Consider the following 19,941-nt stretch of genomic DNA (forward strand, 5'->3'; position numbering starts at 1 on the left):
ATGCGCGCCTCCGTGCTGCTCTTCCTCATCGTCGGCGGCTGCGCCGCGGGCGTGCATTATCTGGTCACGCTGGCTGTGGATGCCGCCACCGGCGTGGATCCGGCGTGGTCAAACCTGATCGGCTTCGTGTGCGCCTTTCCGGTCAGCTACCTCGGCCACCGGCGCTTTTCGTTCGCCGGCACGCAAGCCAGCCACCGGCAGGCGCTGCCGCGGCTGCTGGCAGTGTCGTGCACCGCCTTCGTCGGCAACCAGTTGATGCTGGCCGCGCTGCTGCGCTACACGCCGCTGCCGCTGTGGATCGCACTGGCCATCGTGCTGGTGTGCGTCGCTGTCAGCACCTGGGTGCTCGGCCGCTACTGGGCGTTCGCACACCGGACGGCATGAAGACGGTCTATCTGACCGCTGACGACTACGGCTGCCACCCGGCCGTCGATGCGGCGGTGCTCGATCTGATCGACGCCGGCCGCCTCAGCGGCGCGGCCTGCATGACGCGTGCGCCGGGCTGGCCGGCTGCGGCCAATCGTGTCGCCTCCCGCCGCAGCGCCACCGGGTTTGGCCTGCACCTGGATTTCACCGAATTCGCGCCGGCACGCCGCAGCCTGTGGCCGCTGATTGTCCTGAGCCAGAGCCGCCGCCTCGATCAGATGTCGCTGCGCGACGAAGTCGCCGCTCAATGCGCACGGTTCGAAGACGCCACCGGCCACGCGCCGGACTACATCGACGGCCACCAGCATGTGCATCAGATGCCGCAGATCCGCGACGCGCTGATCGACGTGCTGCTGACGCGCTATGGCAGCCGGCTGCCCTGGCTGCGCATCAGCGGCGCGCGCGCGGGCGACGGCTTCAAGCCGCGCTTCATTGCCGCGCTCGGTGCCCCTGCGCTGTTGCGCCGCGCCCGCGCCGAAGGTTTCCGCGTGATGCCGCGCCTGCTGGGCGCCTACGGCTTCGACTGCGACGCCGCCAGCTACCGCAAACGGCTGGCGCACTGGTTCGCCACCGCCGATGACGGCGACGCGGTGATGTGCCATCCGGCGATGCAGGCCATGCCAGGCGATCCGATCGGCTGCGCGCGCGTGGTCGAACACGGCGTGCTGGCCGGGAGCGATTTCCAGGACCGGCTCGCAGCGACCGGCATTCAGATCGGGCGGCTACGACCGTGAACAGCTGGCATCCGGCCTCTCACCCTTGACGCCCCGCTTTCCAACCCATTCATCGACTGCACTGTCAGCGCGTGCGCAGGCAGCGCGTTACGCCTCTGCCCCCGGCTCCCGGCCCGCTCCATGCATCCTTTGACACCGACCGCTACAACGTTTCACCCTGCAACACGCAGCCTCCCGCGCCTGACTGCACATGTCACGGGACTCGCGCTGTTCGCGTTCATTGCGTTGCATATCGCACTGACCTTCGGCCAGCACGGCATCAGCAACGACGAGTGGGTGCAGCACACCTACGGCCGGCTGCTGCTCGACTACTACGCGTCCGGGCTGACCGACATGTCGGCCTTCCACTACAAGGACCTGTACCTGTATGGCGGGCTGTTCGACCTGATCGCTGCCGCGCTCGAACGCGTGCTGCCGATGAATGTGTGGGACATGCGCCATCTGCTGTCGGCTGCATTCGGTTTTGCCGGCATGGTCGCCGTGTATCGGCTGGCACGCCACCTGCTGAACGACACCGCCGCCTGCATCGCGGTGGCACTGCTGATGCTCACCGGTGCCTGGAGCGGCGCGCTGTTCACCCACACGAAGGACATCCCGTTTGCCGCCTGCATGGCGTGGGTGACCTGGTACACGACGCTCATCGTGACGCGCCTGCCGGCACCGCCACTCGGTCTGGTGCTGAAGCTGGGCGTGGCGATCGGCTGCGCCTTCGGACTGCGCGTCGGTGCGGTATTCGGCGTCATGGTGCTCGGGTTCGGCGTGCTCGCTTCGATGGCGCTGGTCGACGGCGACTGGCGCGCCCGCCTCGCGCATCTGGGCCGCTCGCTGCGCACGCTGCTGCCCGCCCTGCCGGTCGCACTGGCGCTGATCGCGCTGTTCTGGCCCTGGGCGGCGCAGGCGCCGGGCAATCTGATCAAGGCGCTGACCACCTTTTCGCACGTCACCTTCGCGATCCAGACCGTGCTCGACGGCCAGGTCATGGCGATCACCGAAGTGCCGCGCAGCTACCTGCCGATCTATCTTGCAGTGCGTCTGCCGGAACTGGCGCTGGCCGGGCTCGTCGCCGCGCTGGGCATGCTGCTCACGGCGGTGCTCACCGCAGTGTTCACTCCGGCGCTGGACGCGCGCCACCACCCGCTGCGACAGCACCTGCCCTGGCTGACGGTCATTCTGGCGGCGCTGTTGCCGCTGGCGCTGGCCATCGCGACCCGGCCGGCGCTGTACAACGGCATCCGCCACTTCACCTTCCTGCTGCCGCCGCTGGCGGTCATCGCCGCCGCCGGGTTGTACGCCCTGTGGCGGCACGCCCGCGCCTCGCGCAGTCTGGCGGCTGCCTTCATCGCGCTGTGCCTCATCGGGGCGCTCGATCCGCTGGTCGCACTGGCGCGGCTGCATCCGTATCACTACGTCAATTACAACCGCCTGGCCGGCGGTTTCGAAGCGGCGGTCGCCGGGCGCTGGGAAGCCGATTACTGGTCGGACGGCGTGCGCGAAGCCAGCGGCCTGCTGCGCGATCATCTGAAGGGCACAACCCGGCCGGCCGCGCCCTGGCGGGTTGCGGTGTGCGCCGATCCGGTCGAAGCCGACGCCTGGCTCGGCCCGGAATTCGTCATCACCCGCGACTGGGTGAGCGCCGACTTCTTCATTTCGACCACGCACATGGACTGCGACAGCGTACTGGCCGGCCGCATCATTGGCCAGGTGGCACGCGAAGGACTGCCGCTGACAATCCTGAAGGACCGGCGCATGCTGACGGCGGAACAGCGCCGGCTGCTGCGCTAGGGTCTGTTGACATTGAATCGCCCATGAGCCTCACCGATCCGCCGGTCGCCCGACATTTCCGCCAGATCCTGATGTGGCCGCTGCGGCTGATGCCGCTGCGCAGTGGTGATCAGGTGCAACGCCACCCGCAGGCACTGGCCGCCATCACCGAGGGCAATCCCTGGCGCGAACAGCGCGACGAATTCACCGGTTCGCCGGCCGATTTCCACGAGCGGCACTACCGCGAATTCGTAACCTTTCTGCCGCATGTGCAGCGCTTCCTGTATGGCCAGGGGCGGTCGAGTTCGACCCAGCCCGGCTACGGTGAATCGCCGATCCGCGTATTCCGGCGCAACGATGTGGCCGCGGTGCGGCTCGGCTGCGAAGACGGCAGCACGCTCGACCTCGCGGTACAGCACATCGACCTGTACTTCTTCTACGACGTGGATGTGGTCATCCTCGCGATGGAAGTGCATGCCGACAACCTTCCGCTGGCCCGGGTGCAGGAACTGCTCTTCCGCTTCGGACGCGCCTTTCCGGCGAAGTGGAGCAATGCCGATACGGATGGGCGCGCAGCACAGTGCATGCGCACCGTACAGTGGGTCGGCCACAATGGTGCGGTGCTGGCCGAGTCCGACTATGGCGACCGCGAACGCTATCTGCACCACGCCTGGGAGCACCGCGCCTCGTGCATCGGACGCCACTGGGAATATCTGCTGCAGCCCATGGTGCTGCACCATTCGGAAGCGGTCGGCGACATCCGCTACCGGCAGCTGGAATACCACCGGCTGCCGAAGATGACCTTCCTGTCCTTCGACGATCCGTTCGCGCTGAGCCGCGAGGATTTCGTGCGTCTGGGCCAGGCCACGCAGCCGGACGACGGCCATCCACTTCCGTATTCGGAACAGGTGATGGACGAGTTCGAGCGCACCGCCTGCTATGACCGCTTCTGGGTGCCGGCGCGGCGCAGCGACAACGCCAGCACGCGCGTCATCTGCACCGGCCCCTCGATGGTGATGGTGGGCAAGCACGGCCTGGCCGGCTATTCCGACCCGCAGAACGGCCTGCTGGCGGAGTTCCGCCACCAGTACTTCCTGATCGGCCTGATTGCGCACTTCCACCGCGCGTCGCTGCTGATGCTGATGGACCGGCTGGTGGTCGCGGTCAGCCTGCTCGACGCCGACGACGTCGATTCGCGCCGCCGTTTCAAGCGCGGCATCCGCCAGACGATGGAAATCTTCCTGCGCTTCAACCACCGCTACTGGTTCGGCGAGGTATCGAAGCAGTCGATGGCCAAGGACCTGTTCGACCTGTGGACCCGCAACCTCGGCAACGAGGCGCTTTACAACGAGCTGCGCGCCGAGGTGCTGGACATGGACAACTACCTCGAAGCGGACGACAGCCGGCGCCAGAACGAAACCCTGCTGCGCCTCACCGTGGTGACCATCTTCGGTCTGGTCGGCACCATCGTCACCGGCTTCCTCGGCATGAACATCTTCGACGGCCCGCCGGCCACATTGGCCGGCAAGATCGGCGCCGTGCTGGTGGTGACTGTACCGACCGTGCTGCTCGCTTTCTACACGCTGAAGAAATCGAGTGCGCTGTCGGAATTCTTCGACGCGGTGTCGGACGACACGCTGACCCGGCGACAGAAGTTCAAGTCCTTCCTGCGCATCTGGCGCGGCCGTCCGACCGGACGCCGGCGCAACGACCTGCGGGCGCGCAAGCCCTGAGGCTGCCGACCGCCCAACGGACGAACGGCGCGCCGGCGCACGCCTGCGACACCCTTCCCCTCAGGCAAAAGCCCGCTCAGTCCGCTTCGCCGCTCTCCGGTGCGGCCACCGGCAGCTCGGGCACCAGCGCGTCTGCCGCCGGCGTCTCGGGCGGCAGTTCCGCCTCGGCGATCTCTTCCGCCAACTCTTCCTCGGACACCTGTGCCGCACCGGCCAGTGCGGCGAGATCGCCAACCCAGCGGGCACGCGCGTCGTTGTCGAGCAGATTGAGCTGGTCGATCTCGACCTCGACGCGCGAGCGCGGGTCGCGCGCCGGCAGACTGGGCGAACGCAGCACCAGCGGCACATGCTCCAGCCGCACCAGCGATTCGCGCAGCACGATGGCCGGCCACACGGTATTGCCTTCGCGCGCCTGCTGGCGCAGCCAGCGCAGGCACCAGTAACGCTCCATGCCGCGCTGGAAGTCGGCGTAGGCCGCATAGGCAAGTTCGAAATCGCGCAGCGCCGACAACAGCGCTTCGGATTTCGGTGGAAACACCGGCTCGTCGCCGCGCAGCAGCGCAATCATCTGCCACTGGTTCACCAGGTCGACATAGCGGCGCAACGGCGAGGTGGACCACGCGTAGCAATCGACGCCCAGCCCCTCGTGCGGTGCCGCGACCGTGGTCATGCGCACCTTGCCGGCGCCCTGGGCGCGATACAGCGCCGGAATGCCAGCATCACGCAGATCGCTGCCCCAGGTATTGTTGGCGACGATCATCAGTTCGGCGACCAGCTTGTCGAGCGGGCTGCCGCGCGCGCGGCGCTGGATGTCGACGCGGCCTTCGCCGTCTTCCGTCGTCTGTGCCCAGTCGACGTAGAAATTGAAGTCCATCTGGCCGGCGTTGGCAGACGGCTTGCCGCGCCCGGCTTCCAGCACTTCGGCCAGACGCCACAGCAGCAGCAGTTCGTCGCGCCACTCGAATTCGGGCAGCTCACCGCCGGTGATCGTGTCTTCGTTGAACAGCGGCTCGATCTCGTGGTGGCGCAGATTGGCGGCCACGGCAACCTGTTCGATGCGGCTTGCCTTCGCCGTGACGCGCAGGTCGGTCTCGACATCGAGGTAGAGCGACAGCGCCGGACAGCTGCGGCCGGCCTGCAGCGTGTAGGTGTCCACTGCCTCGTCCGGCAGCATGGTGATCTTGCGGCCGGGGAAGTACACCGTGGACAGCCGGCTGCGCGCGATGTCGCCCAGTGGCGTGCCCGGCTGGATGCCGAGCGACGGCGCTGCAATATGTATGCCGATGCGCCAGCCGCCACCGGCCTTCGGCTGCACCGAAAAGGCGTCATCGATTTCGGTCGTGGTGGCGTCGTCGATCGAAAAGGCGCGCACGCCGGCCTCGGGCAGATCGCCGGCCAGCGGCACCTCGTACGTCGGAAAGTCGGTGCCGCGCGGGAAGTATTCGAACAGGAAGCGACCGAGGTGGTACTCGTGGCTGGACGCAAATGCGCCGGCCTTCGCCATCAGGCCGACCACCGACAGGCCGGCCGACGTGGCGGCGGCTTCCACCGCCTTGGTTTCGAGCCGGTTGCGGTCCGGCTTGTACAGGATCTGCGCGCTGCAGGCCGCGATGTCCGGCGGCGTGCGCCCGGCGAGCAGCTCGGCGACCCAGCCATCGACCTGCTCCTGCTGCAGGCGCTTCTTTTCCAGGCCGGCCAGTGCGGCTTTCAGAATGTCGGGCGGCGCCTTGCGGAAGCGGCCCTTGCCCTTGCGGTGAAAATACACCGGCGCGGCGTGCAGGCACAGCAGGATGGCAGCGGCCTGTTCGGCTGTCGGCGCGGCACCGTGATACTCGCGCGCCAGCTCCTCGAACGGAAATTCGTCGTCGCCGCACACGTCCCACAGGAAGGTGGCATCGAGATCGGCCGCCTGCACTTCGGCCGCAGCCAGCAGGGCTGCCGGATCGGGGCTGGCAAAACGCAGCAGCACGTTGGCTGCCTTCACCTTGGAACGCTTGCCGCTCGGCAGTTCGACCTGCAGCGAGGACACGCTGTCGGTCATCACGGAGCCGGCGCGGAAGTGGCCGTCCTCTTCGAAAAGAACATTCATGAAGCGGGTACGGAAGAACTCGGACCGCGATTATCGCGGATAAGCGCCGCCCGGGGTCCGCACGTTGTCGCATTGCGGCAAAAACCCGGAGCCGGCTGACAGGCGGCAGCTACAATCGATGCCTCCTTCTGCACCGATCACCCTGCCTGAACGACACCCTGTGGACGAACACGACGAAATCCTGCCGCTTGATGCAATGCACCGTCGCCTGAAAGAGGTGAGGTCGCTGCTCGACCGTCAGAAGCGGGTCGAAAGCCTGCTGCACCGTCAGGAAATGCCGCGTCACGACCTGGTGGAAACGCTGGTCGCCAAGCAGCACCACAGCGAGTTGACGAAAAAGCTCGACACGATGCACCCGGCCGACATCGCCTACATCCTTGAGGCGCTGCCGCCGGAGGACCGGCTACTGGTGTGGGATCTGGTGCGCGCCGACCGCGACGGCGAAATCCTGCTCGAAGTGTCAGATGCGGTGCGCGAATCGCTGATCGATGCGATGGAGCCGAAGGAACTGGTGGCTGCCGTCGAACAGCTGGACGCCGACGAACTGGCCGATCTCGCGCCGGACCTGCCGACCGAGGTCATGCAGGACGTGTTCAGCGCGCTCGACGTCGAAGAGCGCGAACAGCTGCGTTCCGCCATGTCCTACCCGGACGATTCGGTCGGCGCGCTGATGGATTTCGACATGGTCACCGTGCGCGAGGACGTGACGCTCGAAGTGGTGCTGCGCTATCTGCGCCGCTTCGATGAACTGCCCGATCACACCGACCAGATCTTCGTCGTCGACCGCGAAGAAAAACTGCGCGGCGTGCTGTCGCTGAGCACCCTGCTGATCAACGACGGCGAAGTCGAAGTGGCGGCCGTGATGCGTGAGCACCCGCTGGTGCTGCACGCCTCGGACGACGCCGAATCGGCCGCCCAGGCCTTCGAGCGCTACGACCTCGTGTCGGCGCCGGTGATCGATCACCACGATCAGCTGATCGGCCGGCTGACGGTGAACGAGGTGATGGACTTCATCCGCGAACAGTCCGAAGAAGAGCTGCTGGCCCAGGCCGGCCTGCGCGAGGAAGAGGACATCTTCGCGCCCATCATGGATTCGGTGCGCAACCGCTGGGCCTGGCTGGCGATCAATCTGGGCACCGCCTTCTTCGCCTCGCGCGTCATCGGCGCCTTCGAAGGCTCGATCGAGAAACTGGTCGCGCTGGCCGCATTGATGCCCATCGTGGCCGGCATCGGCGGCAATTCGGGCAACCAGACCATCACGATGATCGTGCGTGCGATCGCGCTCGGCCAGATCGCACCCGATGCGGCACGCCGGCTCTATCGCAAGGAGATGGGCGTGGCACTGATCAACGGCATCGTCTGGGGCGGCCTGCTCGGCCTGCTGGCCGCCTGGCTGTACGATTCGTGGGCGCTGGGCGCCGTGATGAGCGCGGCGATGACGCTGAACCTCCTGCTGGCCGCCTTCATCGGCGTGACGGTTCCGATCATGTTGGCGCGGCTCGGCCGCGACCCGGCGGTTGGCGGTTCGGTGCTGATCACCGCGGTCACAGACTCCGGCGGTTTCTTCATCTTTCTCGGGCTGGCCACCCTTGTTTTGCTCTGATCGGGAACGTCCATGCGCCTCCGGCTCTTCACTGCCAGCCTTGCCCTGATGATCGCAGGCGCCTGCGCCGAAGCGGCCGACCGCGCTCTTGTCATCACCTGTGCCGAAGCGGGCTCGCTCGAACTGAGCGTGCCGGACAGCTGGACCGTGGAGGAAAGCCGGCACGATGTGCGCATGCCGCCAACCCTGACCGTGTCGGCGCCCGACGGCATGACACAGTGGGTGGTGACCGCGGTGTGGAAGGCGGCCGATCGCAAGCCGCCGTCAACGCTGGATGAAATCCGCACCCGCGTGGCGCGCACCGCACAGACCGTCGGTGCGGCCGATGCACCGCTGCAACCGGTGCCGGCAAGCGCACCCGCCGGCTACTTCTTCGACGCCGGTGGCGACATCACGCCGGAGCCGTTCTCGATGCTGCGTCAGGGCATGCTGAAGGTGGGTGAATTGACGGTGAGCTTCACCGCGATGGGCGCCGCCGGCCGCAGCGCCGATCAGGACGCGCTGGTGGAGCGGCTGGCCCGGGCGACGCATCGGCGTTGAACCACGGCGCGGTTCAGGCGTTCCACAGCTTCCACAGCATGCGCACGGCCAGCGCAACCAGCAGCAGCGAAAACAGCCGCTTGATCAGCGGCACCGGCAGCCGGTGTGCGGCGCGCGCGCCGAGCTGTGTCGTGAACAGGCTGCCCGCGACGATGGCGACCAGCGCCGGCAGGTGCACATAGCCCAGCACCTGCGGCGGCATGTCCGGCACTCCCCAGCCATTGAAGATGTAACCGGCCGTGCCGCCCAGCGCGATCGGCAGGCCGAGCGCGGCCGAGGTGCCGATGGCCTGGCGGATGTCGCGGTTGCACCAGGTCAGGAAGGGCACCGTCAGCGCGCCGCCGCCGATGGCGACCAGCGCCGACACCACGCCGATGCCGCCACCGGCCGCGATCAAACCGCCTGCTCCGGGCAACTGACGGGCAGGCTTCGGCTTGAAACCGATCAGCATGGTCAGCGCGACGTAGCCGATGAACACCGCGAAGATCAGCGACAGTACCTGGGTCGACACTTCGCGCGCGATGAAGGTACCGAACAGGGTGCCGATCAGCACGCCTGCGGTCATCGTGCGCACGGTCGGCCAGTCGACTGCGCCATGCGCATGGTGGGTGCGCAGGCTGATCGCGGCCGACGCGACGATGGCCGCCATCGAGGTGCCGAGCGCCAGATGCAGGATGTGGTCGGGCGTGACGTGCAGCCGTTCGAACAGGCTGACCAGAATCGGCACTAGCAGCGCGCCGCCGCCGATGCCCAGCAATCCGGCCAGGAAGCCCGTGACGGTGCCCAGCAACAGGCAGGCAAGCACGAATTCGGTATCGGGGAAGAAAATCATGGTGCGCTGCAAAAACCGCTATCTGAACACAGGCCGCAGTGCGACCGCAAAGCCCGCGTTGCGCAGAAGCACACAGGGCACCCGCAGGTGCCCTGTGACGGCAACGCGCCGCGTCAACCAGCGATGGCCAGCTTGCCGCGCTTGTCCGACAGCGTGCGCGCCAGGAGCGACACCAGCGCATAGACCGCATCGATGTTCGGCGTCGGAATGCCGGTGATGCGGCCCAGTTCGCGCACCGAACCGACCAGCGCCTCGAATTCGAGCGGCCGGCCGGCTTCGACGTCCTGCAGCATCGAGGTCTTGTGCGCGCCCACCGCTTCGGCGCCGGCGATGCGTTTGTCGAGCGCGATCTTGAATTCCACGCCGAGCTTTTCGCCGACCGACTGCGCCTCGCGCATCATGTTGGCAGCCAGTTCGCGGGTCAGCGGGAAGCGGCAGATATCTTCAAGCGTGGCATGCGTCAGCGCCGAAATCGGGTTGAAGCTCAGATTGCCCCACAGCTTCACCCACATTTCGGAGCGGATGTCCTTCGACACCGGCGATTTGAAGCCGGCGGCGATCATGGCTTGCGACAGCGCCTCGATGCGCGGCGAGCGCGAACCGTCGAGTTCGCCCAGCGTGAAGCGATTGCCTTCGATCAGCTTGATGACGCCCGGCTCGACAAGCTCGGACGCCGGATACACCACGCTGCCGATGACCCGCTCGACTTCGATGTTCGCGGCGACGATGCCGTCCGGGTCCACCGAGGTGACCGGCGTGCCTTCGTAATCGCCGGCCAGCTTGTGGAAGTACCACCACGGAATGCCGTTCTGCATCGTCACGACCAGCGTGTCCGGGCCGAACAGCGCCCGCATGTCGGCAGCGACGTCCTTCACCTGATGCGCCTTGAGCGTCAGCAGGATCACGTCCTGCACGCCGGCGTCCGTCATCTTCTGCACTCCGCGGATGTCCGGCGCGTGCTCGACCGTGCCGTCTTCCAGCATCAGCGACATGCCCTTCGCCTGGATGGCGGCGAGGTTGGGGCCGCGCGCGATGCAGGTGACTTCATTGCCGGCACGCGACAGCTTCACGGCCAGATAACCTCCGATGGCACCTGCGCCAACGACTGCAATCTTCATCTTTTCATCTCCCTCGAGAGCGCGGCGGCGCGCCGGACACCGGTCACGCCGCCGCCGCCGGCCGCGCCCGGCCGTCGTGCGGCGGGCGCGGCGGTTTCAGATCAAGTACGGCGGCGCAGCTGGTGCTTCAGCACCGGCACGATGGGCCACAGCAGCATCACGAACGACAAGGCCATCAGGCCGCCGACCAGCGGATTCGCCCAGAAGATGTCCAGGCTGCCCTGCGACAGAAGCATCGACTGGCGGAAGCTCGATTCGGCCATGTCGCCCAGCACCAGCGCGAGCACCAGAGGCGCGAGCGGATAGCGCAGCTTCTTGAACAGGTAACCGAACACGCCGAACACCAGCATCATCACCACGTCGAAGATCGAACTGTGCACCGTGTAGGCGCCGATCGCGCAGATGACGATGATGATCGGGCCGATGACCGAGAACGGAATGCGCAGGATGGCTGCCCACCACGGCACGGTGGTCAGCACGATGATCAGGCCGACGATGTTGCCCAGATACATCGAGGCGATCAGGCCCCACACGAAGTCCGGCTTCTCGGTGAACAGCAGCGGCCCCGGCTGCAGACCCCAGATAAGCAGGCCGCCCAGCAGCACGGCGGCGGTCGGCGAACCCGGAATGCCGAGCGTCAGCATCGGCAGCAGCGCCGACGTACCGGCCGCGTGCGCTGCGGTTTCCGGCGCCACCACCCCTTCGATGTTGCCCTTGCCGAACGAATCCTTGTCCTTTGCACCGCGACGGGCCAGACCGTAGGCCATGAAGGAGGCCGGCGTGGCACCACCCGGCGTAACGCCCATCCAGCAGCCCACCAGCACCGAGCGGATCGAGGTTTTCCAGTAACGCAGCAGTTCAGCCCAGGTCTTCAGCACGACATCGAGCTGGATCTTCGCGCTCTTGCCCTTGAAAGCCAGCCCTTCTTCCATCGTCAGCAGGATTTCGCCGATGCCGAACAGGCCGATCACCGCAATCAGGAAGTCGAAACCCTTCAGCAGTTCGGTCACGCCATAGGTCATGCGCAACGTGCCGGTCACCGTGTCCATGCCGACCGCGGCCAGCGCGAAACCCAGTGCCATCACAGCCAGCGTCTTGGCGGGTGGTTCCTTGCTCATGCCGACGAAGGAACAGAAGGTGAGCATCTGCACCGCGAACATTTCCGCCGCACCGAATTTCAGCGCGAACCTCGCCACCAGGGGAGCGAGGAAGGTGATCAGCAGCACGGCGAAGAACGCACCGACGAATGACGACGTGAATGCCGCGGTCAGTGCGGCGCCGGCACGACCCTGCTGCGCCATCGGATAGCCGTCAAAGGTGGTCGCGACAGACCACGGCTCGCCCGGAATGTTGAACAGGATCGACGTGATCGCGCCGCCGAACAATGCGCCCCAGTAGATGCAGGACAACATGATGATGGCCGAGGTCTGGTCCATCGAAAAGGTCAGCGGAAGCAGGATGGCGATGCCGTTGGCGCCGCCCAGACCGGGCAGCACGCCGATCAGGATGCCCAGCGTGACGCCGAGCACCATGAAGCCCAGGTTGGGCAGCGTCATCGCGACGCTGAACCCGTGCATGAGGTTATTGAGTTCGTCCATCTCGGTCTCGGAGGATGAGTTCTTGTGGTGTCACAGACCGAGCATCAGCTCGATCGGACCTTTTGGAAGCGGCACGAGAAACCAGCGCTCGAACAGCAGGAAGGCGCCCAGCGGCACGCCGATCGAGGTGATCACCGTGGCCAGCCAGCCGAATTTGCCGTGCACCTTCATGAAGAAGGCGATCAGCACCAGCGAAGAGACATAGATGCCCAGGAACACCACTGCCGCCACATAGATGGTCAGCGGCACCAGCATCTGCATGACCGAGCGCAGTTCCGTCCAGCTGGCGAACTGCGGCTGCGCGCGCTTGAACTTCATCAGCGCGGTGATCAGGATCCAGCCGCTTGACGCCAGCAGGATGCAGCCGATGTAGAACGGGAAATAGCCGGCGCGCGGGCCTTCGCCCTCTTCCCAGCCTATGCCGACGCGGATGCTGTCAATGACCGCGATGATTCCCATGACGAACAGGAACAGCGCGACCAGTAGTTCCGGCCAGCGGTTGGACAAGCCGGCTTCAGCGGCTTCCTCGGATCGCTCCATCACGAATCTCCAGAATGAAAACAGGGCGCATGCATCTTTGCGGCGGGGCGACTAAATGAACACGGGCGGGATGACCCGCCCGTGTGACTCACTTGCTTGAGGCGGATTACTTGGCGAGGAAGCCGGCGTCCTTCATCAGGCCGTAGTGCATCGCTTCGGTCTTGCCCACCCAGTCGGCGAATTCCTTGCCGCTCATGAAGGTCTGCTTGAATGCACCCTTCTTCATGAAATCGGCCCATTCCGGTGTTTCACGCACCTTCTTGAACAGATTGACGTAGAAATCAACCTGCTCCTGGGTGACTCCCGGAGCGAGGAAGATGCCGCGCAGCATCAGGTACTCGATCGGCACACCGGCGCTCTTGCAGGTCGGAATGTCAGCCCATGACTGGGTGTCCGTCACCTTATCGGTGTAGTTCAGCTTTTCGGTGTCCATGATGCACAGCGGGCGCAGCTTGCCGCCACGCCAGTGGGCTTCGGCTTCGATCGGGTTGTTGACGGTCGAATTGACATGGCCGCCAACCAGTTGCACCGCTACATCGCCGCCGCCCTTGAACGGCACGTAGATGATCTTCTTGCCGGTGGCCTTGTCGATCATCGCAGTGATGATCTGGTCTTCCTGCTTCGAACCGGTACCGGCCATCTTGAACGTGCTGGCCGGCTTGGCCTTGATGTCGTCGATATATTCCTTGGCCGTCTTGTACGGCGCATCGGCATTCACCCACAGCACGAACTGGTCGAGTGCGAGCATCGCGCCCGGCGTCAGGTCACGCCAGTTGAACGGAACACCGGTCGCCAATGGCGTGGTGAACAGGTTTGACAGCGTGATGATGATCTTGTGCGGGTTGCCCTTGGCACCCTTCACTTCCAGAAAGCCTTCGGCACCCGCGCCACCCGACTTGTTGACGACGACCAGCGGCTGCTCCATCAGCTTGTTCTTGGCCACGATGCCCTGGATGAAACGGGCCATCTGATCGGCGCCGCCACCCGTGCCGGCCGGCACGACGAACTCGACAGGCTTGGTCGGTTCCCAGGCGTGTGCCGCACCGGTCAGACCGATCGCTGCAACCGCAGACACCAGGGCTCTTGCGGCCCAGTTCTTGAACTCGATCATTGCGCTCTCCTCAGTGGATATTGTTGATGACGGTACTGCGGGAAAGGTCGTGGATCAGACACCCAGACCCAATTTCTGTGCCAGCCCGATGCGTTGCAGCTTGCCGGTCGCACCCTTGGGAATTTCGTCCATGAACAGGATCTTGCGCGGCACCTTGAAGTCGGCGAGCTTCGTTGAAGCGAAGGCCTGGATTTCCTTGTCGGTCGCGCTCTGCCCTTCGCGCAGCACGACGACGGCGCCGACTTCCTCGCCCAGCTTCGGGTGCGGAATGCCGAAGGTCACGACCTGGGCGACCGCAGGGTGGTCCATCAGCACTTCGTCGACTTCGCGCGGTGAAATCTTCTCGCCACCGCGGTTGATGATTTCCTTCAGGCGGCCGGTCAGCGACAGATAGCCCTCGGCGTCCTTGCTGCCCTGATCACCGGTGCGGAACCAGCCGTGGGTGAAACCTTCCTTGTTCGCCTTCTCGTTGTTTTCGTAGCCGGGCGTCACGTTGGCACCGCGGATGACGATTTCGCCGATCTCGCCGGCCGGAAGGATATTGCCGTCGTCATCCATGATTTCCACTTCGGGACCGGCCGCCAGCCCGACCGCACCTGGCTTGCGCGGGCGCGGCGGCAGCGGGTTGGACGCCATCTGGTGCGACGCCTCGGTCATGCCGTAGGCTTCGATCAACGGCGCGCCGAACACCTCTTCCAGCTCGCGGATGACCTGCGGCGGAATCGACGACGACGACGAGCGCAGGAAACGCAGCGGGTTGCGGGCTATCGTTTCCTTGTTGCGCGATGCGCGCGACAGGATGGCCTGGTGCATCGTCGGCACCGCGGTGTACCAGGTCGGACGCGCTTCATCCATCCAGGAGAAGAACTTCAGCGCGTCGAAGCCCGGTGTGCAGAACACCGATGCGCCGGCGGACAGCGGCGCCATGATGCCGGCGATCAGACCGTGGATGTGGAACAGCGGCATGATGTTCAGGCCGCGGTCCTTTTCGGTGAAGGCGAGCGTCGCGCAGATGTTCTGCGCCGATGCCGACACATTGCGCTGGGTCAGCGGGACGATTTTCGGACGTGAGGTCGTACCCGATGTGTGCAGCACGAGTGCCACATCGTCCGGCTGGGCGTTGCCCGGGTGCGCCGGTGCGGACACATCGGCCGCCTCGCGCGGTTCCAGCATGAAGTCTCCTGCCGCGTCCTGCGCCACCAGATCGATGACGCGCACACCCAGCTTCTTAGCCACCTCGATGGCCGGCGACACGCTGCCGCGATCGACCACGAGCGCCTTGGCGTTCAGATCGGACAGATAGAACTCGAATTCTTCCGCGCGATAGCCGGCGTTGAGCGGTGCGGCCGTGGCGCCGGCGGCGATGCTGATGAATGCGCTGGCCATGTCCGGGCCGTTCGGCAACACGATGGCGACGCGATCATTGCGGCCGATGCCGAGCGCGTTCAGGCGTGCGATGGTGCGTGCCATCAGGGCACGCAGCTGACCGAAGCTCAGGTCCGAACGCGTCGGCGCAGACAGCGCGACGGATGCATCGGCACCGGTGGAAAACAGCTCGATCAGCGTAGAAGTGGCCGACATACAGACTCCGTAAGACAGTTTGAAATTCAGGAAGCTGCCAATGGCGCGCTTCGGGGTACCGCAGAGGCAAGCCGACAGGTCACCGCGGACAACCGCTGTTCCGCGAAAGCAAAACAATGGGGGCTGTGAGTGTCGTCCATAACGAACGATCGTTCAAGCCATGTCCGCACCAAGCGATCAGCTTATGCAAAACTTTGCTGCAAAGACACTGAGTTGGAACAGTCTGTGGCAGATAAGCCACAAGACCTTGGCCTGCGATGTGTCTCATCGCCAACCAGAGGCGGTCACCTCGGTGACCGTACCGCGCACCCGGGGTGGTGGGCGTCGGTAGGGGGACCCCCGCGCATGTCGCTAGGCCGGCATCCTGAACCGTGGGTTCAGAGCGGCTGCGTTCCTGCCGCATCAGGCCAGCCCGTGAAGGGCCGGCACAACAGCGGCGTCCTAGGTTCGCGACCTCATGCCAATCAACATTGGTTCAAGGAATCTATGACCTTGGCGAACACCGCAGGGGATTGATGCTCAGGGCGTTCAGCCCTGACGCAACCGACATCTAGAAAAGCTTTTCCTGACTGGAAAGCACCTCTTCGATGCGCGATTGCATGGAATTTATTCTACGCCGCAGCGGCACCAAATCAACACCGCCGGTCGCCTGCATCTGAAAAATTTCGTGTGCCAGATTGAGCGCGCACATCACCGCAAGCCGTTCGCCGGACGCGCGCGTCGTTTCCGCCAGATCGCGCATGCGGCGCTCAACCAGTTCGACCGACGCATTCAGCGCGTCACGATCACCTTCCCGACATTGCACCCGGTACTCGCGTCCGAGTATCGTGATTTCAGTGGTTTCCGCCTGCGCGGGTTCGCGGCTCATTCCTGTGGCAACCTTTCGAGCAGTCTGCTCACCTTCTCGCGCGCCGCTTCGACCTTGTCGCCGAGTACCCTGTTTTCGCCTTCCAGCGCCGCCACGCGGTTGCGCAGCACGATGTTTTCATCGTGCAGCGCCCCGAATCGACCCAGCAGGATGTCGAGACGGTCGCCCAATTGATTGATATCGTGATCCATCGGCGAACTATAGGTGGGCGCCCATCGGGCGGTCAAGACAAGCGCCGACCGGGCGGCAGCGCAAAAGAAAAAGCCACTCTCAGGAGTGGCTTTTCCGGGTGAGCGGCGGGAACAAACCCGCCGGATCCTGCGATCAACGCGACAGTTCGGCCGTGTCGATGCGCTTGTCGGCAGACGTTTCGGCGACCTGGCTGCCGTCCACCTTGCGGGTGAATACCCAGCGCGCCGGCGTACGCACGAAAGCGTAACCGGTCTTGGCATCGATGAACACCTTGTAATCTTCGGGGTGTCCGACCGCCTTCGATGCCTCGGTGGTGTCGGCGGAGGCCGCAACGGCCGAAAGCGAAAGGCTCGCAATGAGCAAGATACGGAGTGCAGTGGTTTTCATGATGAAGCTCCCAGCAAGTTAAAAAGCAGTTGTTGAATACAATGTAGTGCACTGCAACAACTCTTTCAACCCCGCGCCAGTATTGGATTGTGACGAAATTCGTAGTTTATTTTTGCACCGCAGCACAGTGGGTCGCAAGCTCAGCACAGTGTGTCAGCGCTGCGACTCGTGCTGGCGCGCCGGCCAGTTCGCGTGATGTCACAGGCGGCACACCATGAGCGGAATGTTCCGTTTGAGTGATCCGCTCCAGCTCTATCTGGTGCGTCATCCGAAGCCCGCCGTGGCACCGGGGCTCTGTTATGGCGTGACGGACCTGGACGTCGCCGAAGATCCGCTGACCTGCGCCGACCGACTGCGCCCGCTCCTGCCGGCCGACGTACGCATCGTCAGCAGTCCGCTGCAACGCGCGCGATTGCTGGCGCACGCCCTCGATCCGGCAGTCGAAACGGACGAGCGGCTGCGCGAACTCGACTTCGGCGACTGGGAGATGAAGCCGTTCAGCGACATTCCGCCGCACGGCTTCGACACCTGGGGCAATGCGCTGATCGACTTCCGGGCGCCGGCCGGCGAGCTGTACGCCGACATGGCCGCGCGTGTCTGGGCCGCCTTCGAGGCGCACCGGCACGGCACCGGTGCGCTGGTGCTGGTCGGCCACAACGGGCCGATGCGCGCGCTGACCGGCACCCTGCTCGGGCTGCCGCCCGGGCGCTGGCTGAATCTCGAATTCGACTTCGCCCACCTGACGCATCTGGCAATCGGTCCGCTCGGCGCCAAACTTCGCGCATTCAACCGCTGAGCGGGCTGCACCTATAATCCGCGCTTCTCCGCACCTGACCCGCCATGACTTCAGTCCAGGTTTCCAGCCGCGCGATCTATGTGCGCCTGCTCGGTTATGTGCGTCCCTACTGGGTGGCTTTTGCCGTTGCACTGCTCTGCATGGCGCTCACGGCGGCAGCCGAACCGGTATTTCCGGCCATCATGAAATCGCTGCTCGACGGCGGTTTCGGCGGCAGTGACCCGGATGCCGTGTGGTTCTACCCGGTGCTCATCGTCGCGCTGTTCGCGGCGCGCGGCATTTTCGGCTTCATCGCCGACTACGCCTTCGCCTGGGCTGCCAACAACGTGGTGCTCGATCTGCGCCGCGCGATGTTCGGACGCCTGCTCGCGCTGCCGACCGAATTCTTCGACAACCACAACTCCGGCGCGCTGATTTCCAAGGTCGCCTATGACGTGCAGGGCGTGACGCAGGCGGCGACCAATGTCATCACCGTGTTCGTGCGCGACACGCTGACCGTGGCCGGCCTGCTGGCCTGGCTGCTGTGGCTGGACTGGAAACTCACGCTCATCGTGCTCGGCATGCTGCCGCTGATCGCCATCGTGGTGCGCCTCAGTTCGCGCCGCATCCGCGAGTCGGCGCGCGGTGCGCAAACCGCCATGGGCAGCATCGCGCACACGCTGGAAGAAACCATCGAAGCACACAAGGTGGTCAAGATATTCGGCGGCCAGGACTATGAGATGGGCCGTTTCGATGCAGCCTGTCGCAAGCAGCGTCGGCAGAACATGCGCAACATCGTCGCCGCATCGCTGGTGTCGCCGATGACCCAGGTGCTGACCGCGATGGCGCTGGGCATCGTCATCGCAGTCGCGCTGCACGACTCGGCAAGCAACCGCACGACGGTCGGCAGCTTCATGGGCTTCGTCACCGCGATGCTGATGCTGCTGGCGCCGCTGAAGCGGCTGACCGACGTCAATGCGCCGCTGCAACGCGGGCTGGCTGCGGCGGAAAGCGTGTTCCAGCTGATCGACGAACAGGCCGAGCGTGACACCGGGACGGTCGAAATCGAGCGCGCGCGCGGCCGCATAGACTTCGACCAGCTCGGCTTCGGCTATCCGGGGCGCGACGAACGCGTGCTGCAGCACATCGATCTGGCGATCGCTCCAGGCGAGACGGTGGCGCTGGTCGGCGCATCCGGCTCCGGCAAGACCACGCTGGCCCATCTGCTGGCGCGCTTCTATACGCCGGGCAGCGGGCGCATCCTGCTCGACGGTCACGACATCCAGAACATCCGGCTGGCCAGCCTGCGCGCGAACATGGCGCTGGTGAGCCAGGACGTGGTGCTTTTCAATGACACCGTGGCCGCCAACATCGCCTACGGCGCGCTGCGCGAAACCGATCGCGGCGACATCGAAGCCGCCGCGCGCGCAGCCTACGCGCTCGATTTCATCCAGGCCATGCCGGAAGGTTTCGACACGCTGATCGGGGAAAACGGCGTCAAACTGTCGGGCGGCCAGCGCCAGCGGCTGGCGATCGCGCGCGCGCTGCTGAAGGACGCACCGGTGCTCATTCTCGACGAAGCGACGTCGGCGCTCGATACCGAATCGGAGCGGCAGGTGCAGGCGGCACTTGAAGTGCTGATGAAAAACCGCACCACGCTGGTCATCGCGCACCGGTTGTCCACGATCGAACGCGCCGACCGCATCGTCGTGATGGATCGCGGGCGCATCGCCGAGATCGGTCGCCACGCAGAGCTGCTGGCAGCCGGCGGCATGTACGCGAACCTTTACCACTCGCAGCTCGGCGGCGACTGAGCCGCACCCGTGAATTCCCGTCGCACGGCCGCATCGGCTTATAGTGGTCGGGCCGAGCCGTGCGCCCACTGCGCCGGCGGCACTCGAAAGGTCACACCATGAGCAAGGAACGAAACAGCGTGAAGGCGACGAAGAAACAGCCGGCGTCGACACCGAAGGAAAAGAAGGCCGCCAAGCAGGCGAAGAAAAATGCGTCCGAACTGATGCAGCCACTGATCAAGCCGCACTGAGCGGAACGT

The 19,941-nt window shown here is 65.2% G+C and carries 19 protein-coding genes; 9 read left to right on the forward strand and 10 right to left on the reverse strand.

Going from position 1 to position 19,941, the window contains the following annotated elements; all coding sequences use genetic code 11:
• The 4 genes from NMQ16_RS02905 (at position 1) to NMQ16_RS02920 (ending at position 4,654) form a co-directional block, all read left to right on the forward strand.
• A complete protein-coding gene (locus NMQ16_RS02905; protein WP_257078982.1) occupies positions 1-384 on the forward strand; it encodes a GtrA family protein in 384 nt (127 codons plus the stop codon).
• On the forward strand, positions 381-1,160 hold the full coding sequence (locus NMQ16_RS02910; protein WP_257078983.1) for a ChbG/HpnK family deacetylase: 780 nt from the start codon (positions 381-383) through the stop codon (positions 1,158-1,160). The genes NMQ16_RS02905 and NMQ16_RS02910 overlap by 4 nt, the downstream gene beginning before the upstream one ends.
• Positions 1,161-1,385: 225 nt before the next feature.
• On the forward strand, positions 1,386-2,942 hold the full coding sequence (locus tag NMQ16_RS02915; RefSeq protein WP_257078984.1) for a glycosyltransferase family 39 protein: 1,557 nt from the start codon (positions 1,386-1,388) through the stop codon (positions 2,940-2,942).
• A gap of 23 nt (positions 2,943-2,965) precedes the next feature.
• The gene (locus tag NMQ16_RS02920; protein WP_257078985.1) at positions 2,966-4,654 is read left to right on the forward strand and encodes a CorA family divalent cation transporter; all 1,689 of its coding nucleotides are present in this window, start codon (positions 2,966-2,968) and stop codon (positions 4,652-4,654) included.
• Between the two features lie 76 nt (positions 4,655-4,730).
• Here the strand turns inward: NMQ16_RS02920 and NMQ16_RS02925 are convergent, their stop codons facing one another.
• Positions 4,731-6,743: a ribonuclease catalytic domain-containing protein gene (locus NMQ16_RS02925; protein WP_257078986.1), complete on the reverse strand. Its 2,013-nt coding sequence runs from the start codon at positions 6,741-6,743 to the stop codon at positions 4,731-4,733.
• Positions 6,744-6,939: 196 nt separating this feature from the next.
• Here NMQ16_RS02925 and mgtE point away from each other — a divergent pair, with 196 nt between their 5' ends.
• Together mgtE and NMQ16_RS02935 are read left to right on the forward strand one after the other, a co-directional pair.
• Positions 6,940-8,346: a magnesium transporter gene (gene mgtE / locus NMQ16_RS02930; protein ID WP_257079294.1), complete on the forward strand. Its 1,407-nt coding sequence runs from the start codon at positions 6,940-6,942 to the stop codon at positions 8,344-8,346.
• Positions 8,347-8,358: 12 nt separating this feature from the next.
• A complete protein-coding gene (locus NMQ16_RS02935) occupies positions 8,359-8,886 on the forward strand; it encodes a hypothetical protein (RefSeq protein ID WP_257078987.1) in 528 nt (175 codons plus the stop codon).
• Between the two features lie 13 nt (positions 8,887-8,899).
• On the opposite strand, the gene NMQ16_RS02940 is transcribed toward NMQ16_RS02935, so the two are convergent.
• The 9 genes from NMQ16_RS02940 to NMQ16_RS02980 all read right to left on the reverse strand — a co-directional run bounded on the left by NMQ16_RS02940 (position 8,900) and on the right by NMQ16_RS02980 (position 17,113).
• Positions 8,900-9,718 (reverse strand): sulfite exporter TauE/SafE family protein, encoded by an 819-nt coding sequence (locus NMQ16_RS02940; RefSeq protein WP_257078988.1) that lies wholly within the window; start codon positions 9,716-9,718, stop codon positions 8,900-8,902.
• 113 nt (positions 9,719-9,831) lie between these two features.
• Positions 9,832-10,836, reverse strand: a complete 1,005-nt coding sequence (locus NMQ16_RS02945; protein ID WP_257078989.1) for a 2-dehydropantoate 2-reductase — start codon at positions 10,834-10,836, stop codon at positions 9,832-9,834.
• A 101-nt stretch (positions 10,837-10,937) separates the two neighbouring features.
• Complete coding sequence (locus tag NMQ16_RS02950) at positions 10,938-12,434, reverse strand: tripartite tricarboxylate transporter permease (protein ID WP_069038704.1); 1,497 nt, start codon at positions 12,432-12,434, stop codon at positions 10,938-10,940.
• A 30-nt stretch (positions 12,435-12,464) separates the two neighbouring features.
• Positions 12,465-12,974: a tripartite tricarboxylate transporter TctB family protein gene (locus tag NMQ16_RS02955; RefSeq protein WP_257078990.1), complete on the reverse strand. Its 510-nt coding sequence runs from the start codon at positions 12,972-12,974 to the stop codon at positions 12,465-12,467.
• A 106-nt stretch (positions 12,975-13,080) separates the two neighbouring features.
• Positions 13,081-14,085, reverse strand: a complete 1,005-nt coding sequence (locus tag NMQ16_RS02960; protein WP_257078991.1) for a tripartite tricarboxylate transporter substrate binding protein — start codon at positions 14,083-14,085, stop codon at positions 13,081-13,083.
• Positions 14,086-14,139: 54 nt separating this feature from the next.
• Positions 14,140-15,666: an acyl--CoA ligase gene (locus NMQ16_RS02965; protein ID WP_257078992.1), complete on the reverse strand. Its 1,527-nt coding sequence runs from the start codon at positions 15,664-15,666 to the stop codon at positions 14,140-14,142.
• A 550-nt stretch (positions 15,667-16,216) separates the two neighbouring features.
• The gene (locus NMQ16_RS02970; protein WP_069038708.1) at positions 16,217-16,534 is read right to left on the reverse strand and encodes a cell division protein ZapA; all 318 of its coding nucleotides are present in this window, start codon (positions 16,532-16,534) and stop codon (positions 16,217-16,219) included.
• Positions 16,531-16,761: a hypothetical protein gene (locus tag NMQ16_RS02975; protein WP_257078993.1), complete on the reverse strand. Its 231-nt coding sequence runs from the start codon at positions 16,759-16,761 to the stop codon at positions 16,531-16,533. The genes NMQ16_RS02970 and NMQ16_RS02975 overlap by 4 nt, the downstream gene beginning before the upstream one ends.
• Positions 16,762-16,858: 97 nt before the next feature.
• Complete coding sequence (locus tag NMQ16_RS02980) at positions 16,859-17,113, reverse strand: hypothetical protein (protein WP_257078994.1); 255 nt, start codon at positions 17,111-17,113, stop codon at positions 16,859-16,861.
• 223 nt (positions 17,114-17,336) lie between these two features.
• On the opposite strand from NMQ16_RS02980, the gene NMQ16_RS02985 reads away from it, so the two are divergent.
• The 3 genes from NMQ16_RS02985 (at position 17,337) to NMQ16_RS02995 (ending at position 19,932) form a co-directional block, all read left to right on the forward strand.
• The gene (locus NMQ16_RS02985; protein ID WP_257079295.1) at positions 17,337-17,909 is read left to right on the forward strand and encodes a histidine phosphatase family protein; all 573 of its coding nucleotides are present in this window, start codon (positions 17,337-17,339) and stop codon (positions 17,907-17,909) included.
• Positions 17,910-17,953: 44 nt separating this feature from the next.
• Positions 17,954-19,702, forward strand: coding sequence for a lipid A export permease/ATP-binding protein MsbA (msbA, locus tag NMQ16_RS02990; protein WP_257078995.1), 1,749 nt, complete (start codon positions 17,954-17,956; stop codon positions 19,700-19,702).
• 98 nt (positions 19,703-19,800) lie between these two features.
• A complete protein-coding gene (locus NMQ16_RS02995; RefSeq protein ID WP_257078996.1) occupies positions 19,801-19,932 on the forward strand; it encodes a hypothetical protein in 132 nt (43 codons plus the stop codon).
• Positions 19,933-19,941 lie beyond the last annotated feature (9 nt).

The organism is Methyloversatilis sp. XJ19-49 (assembly GCF_024580145.1).
Lineage (GTDB): Bacteria > Pseudomonadota > Gammaproteobacteria > Burkholderiales > Rhodocyclaceae > Methyloversatilis.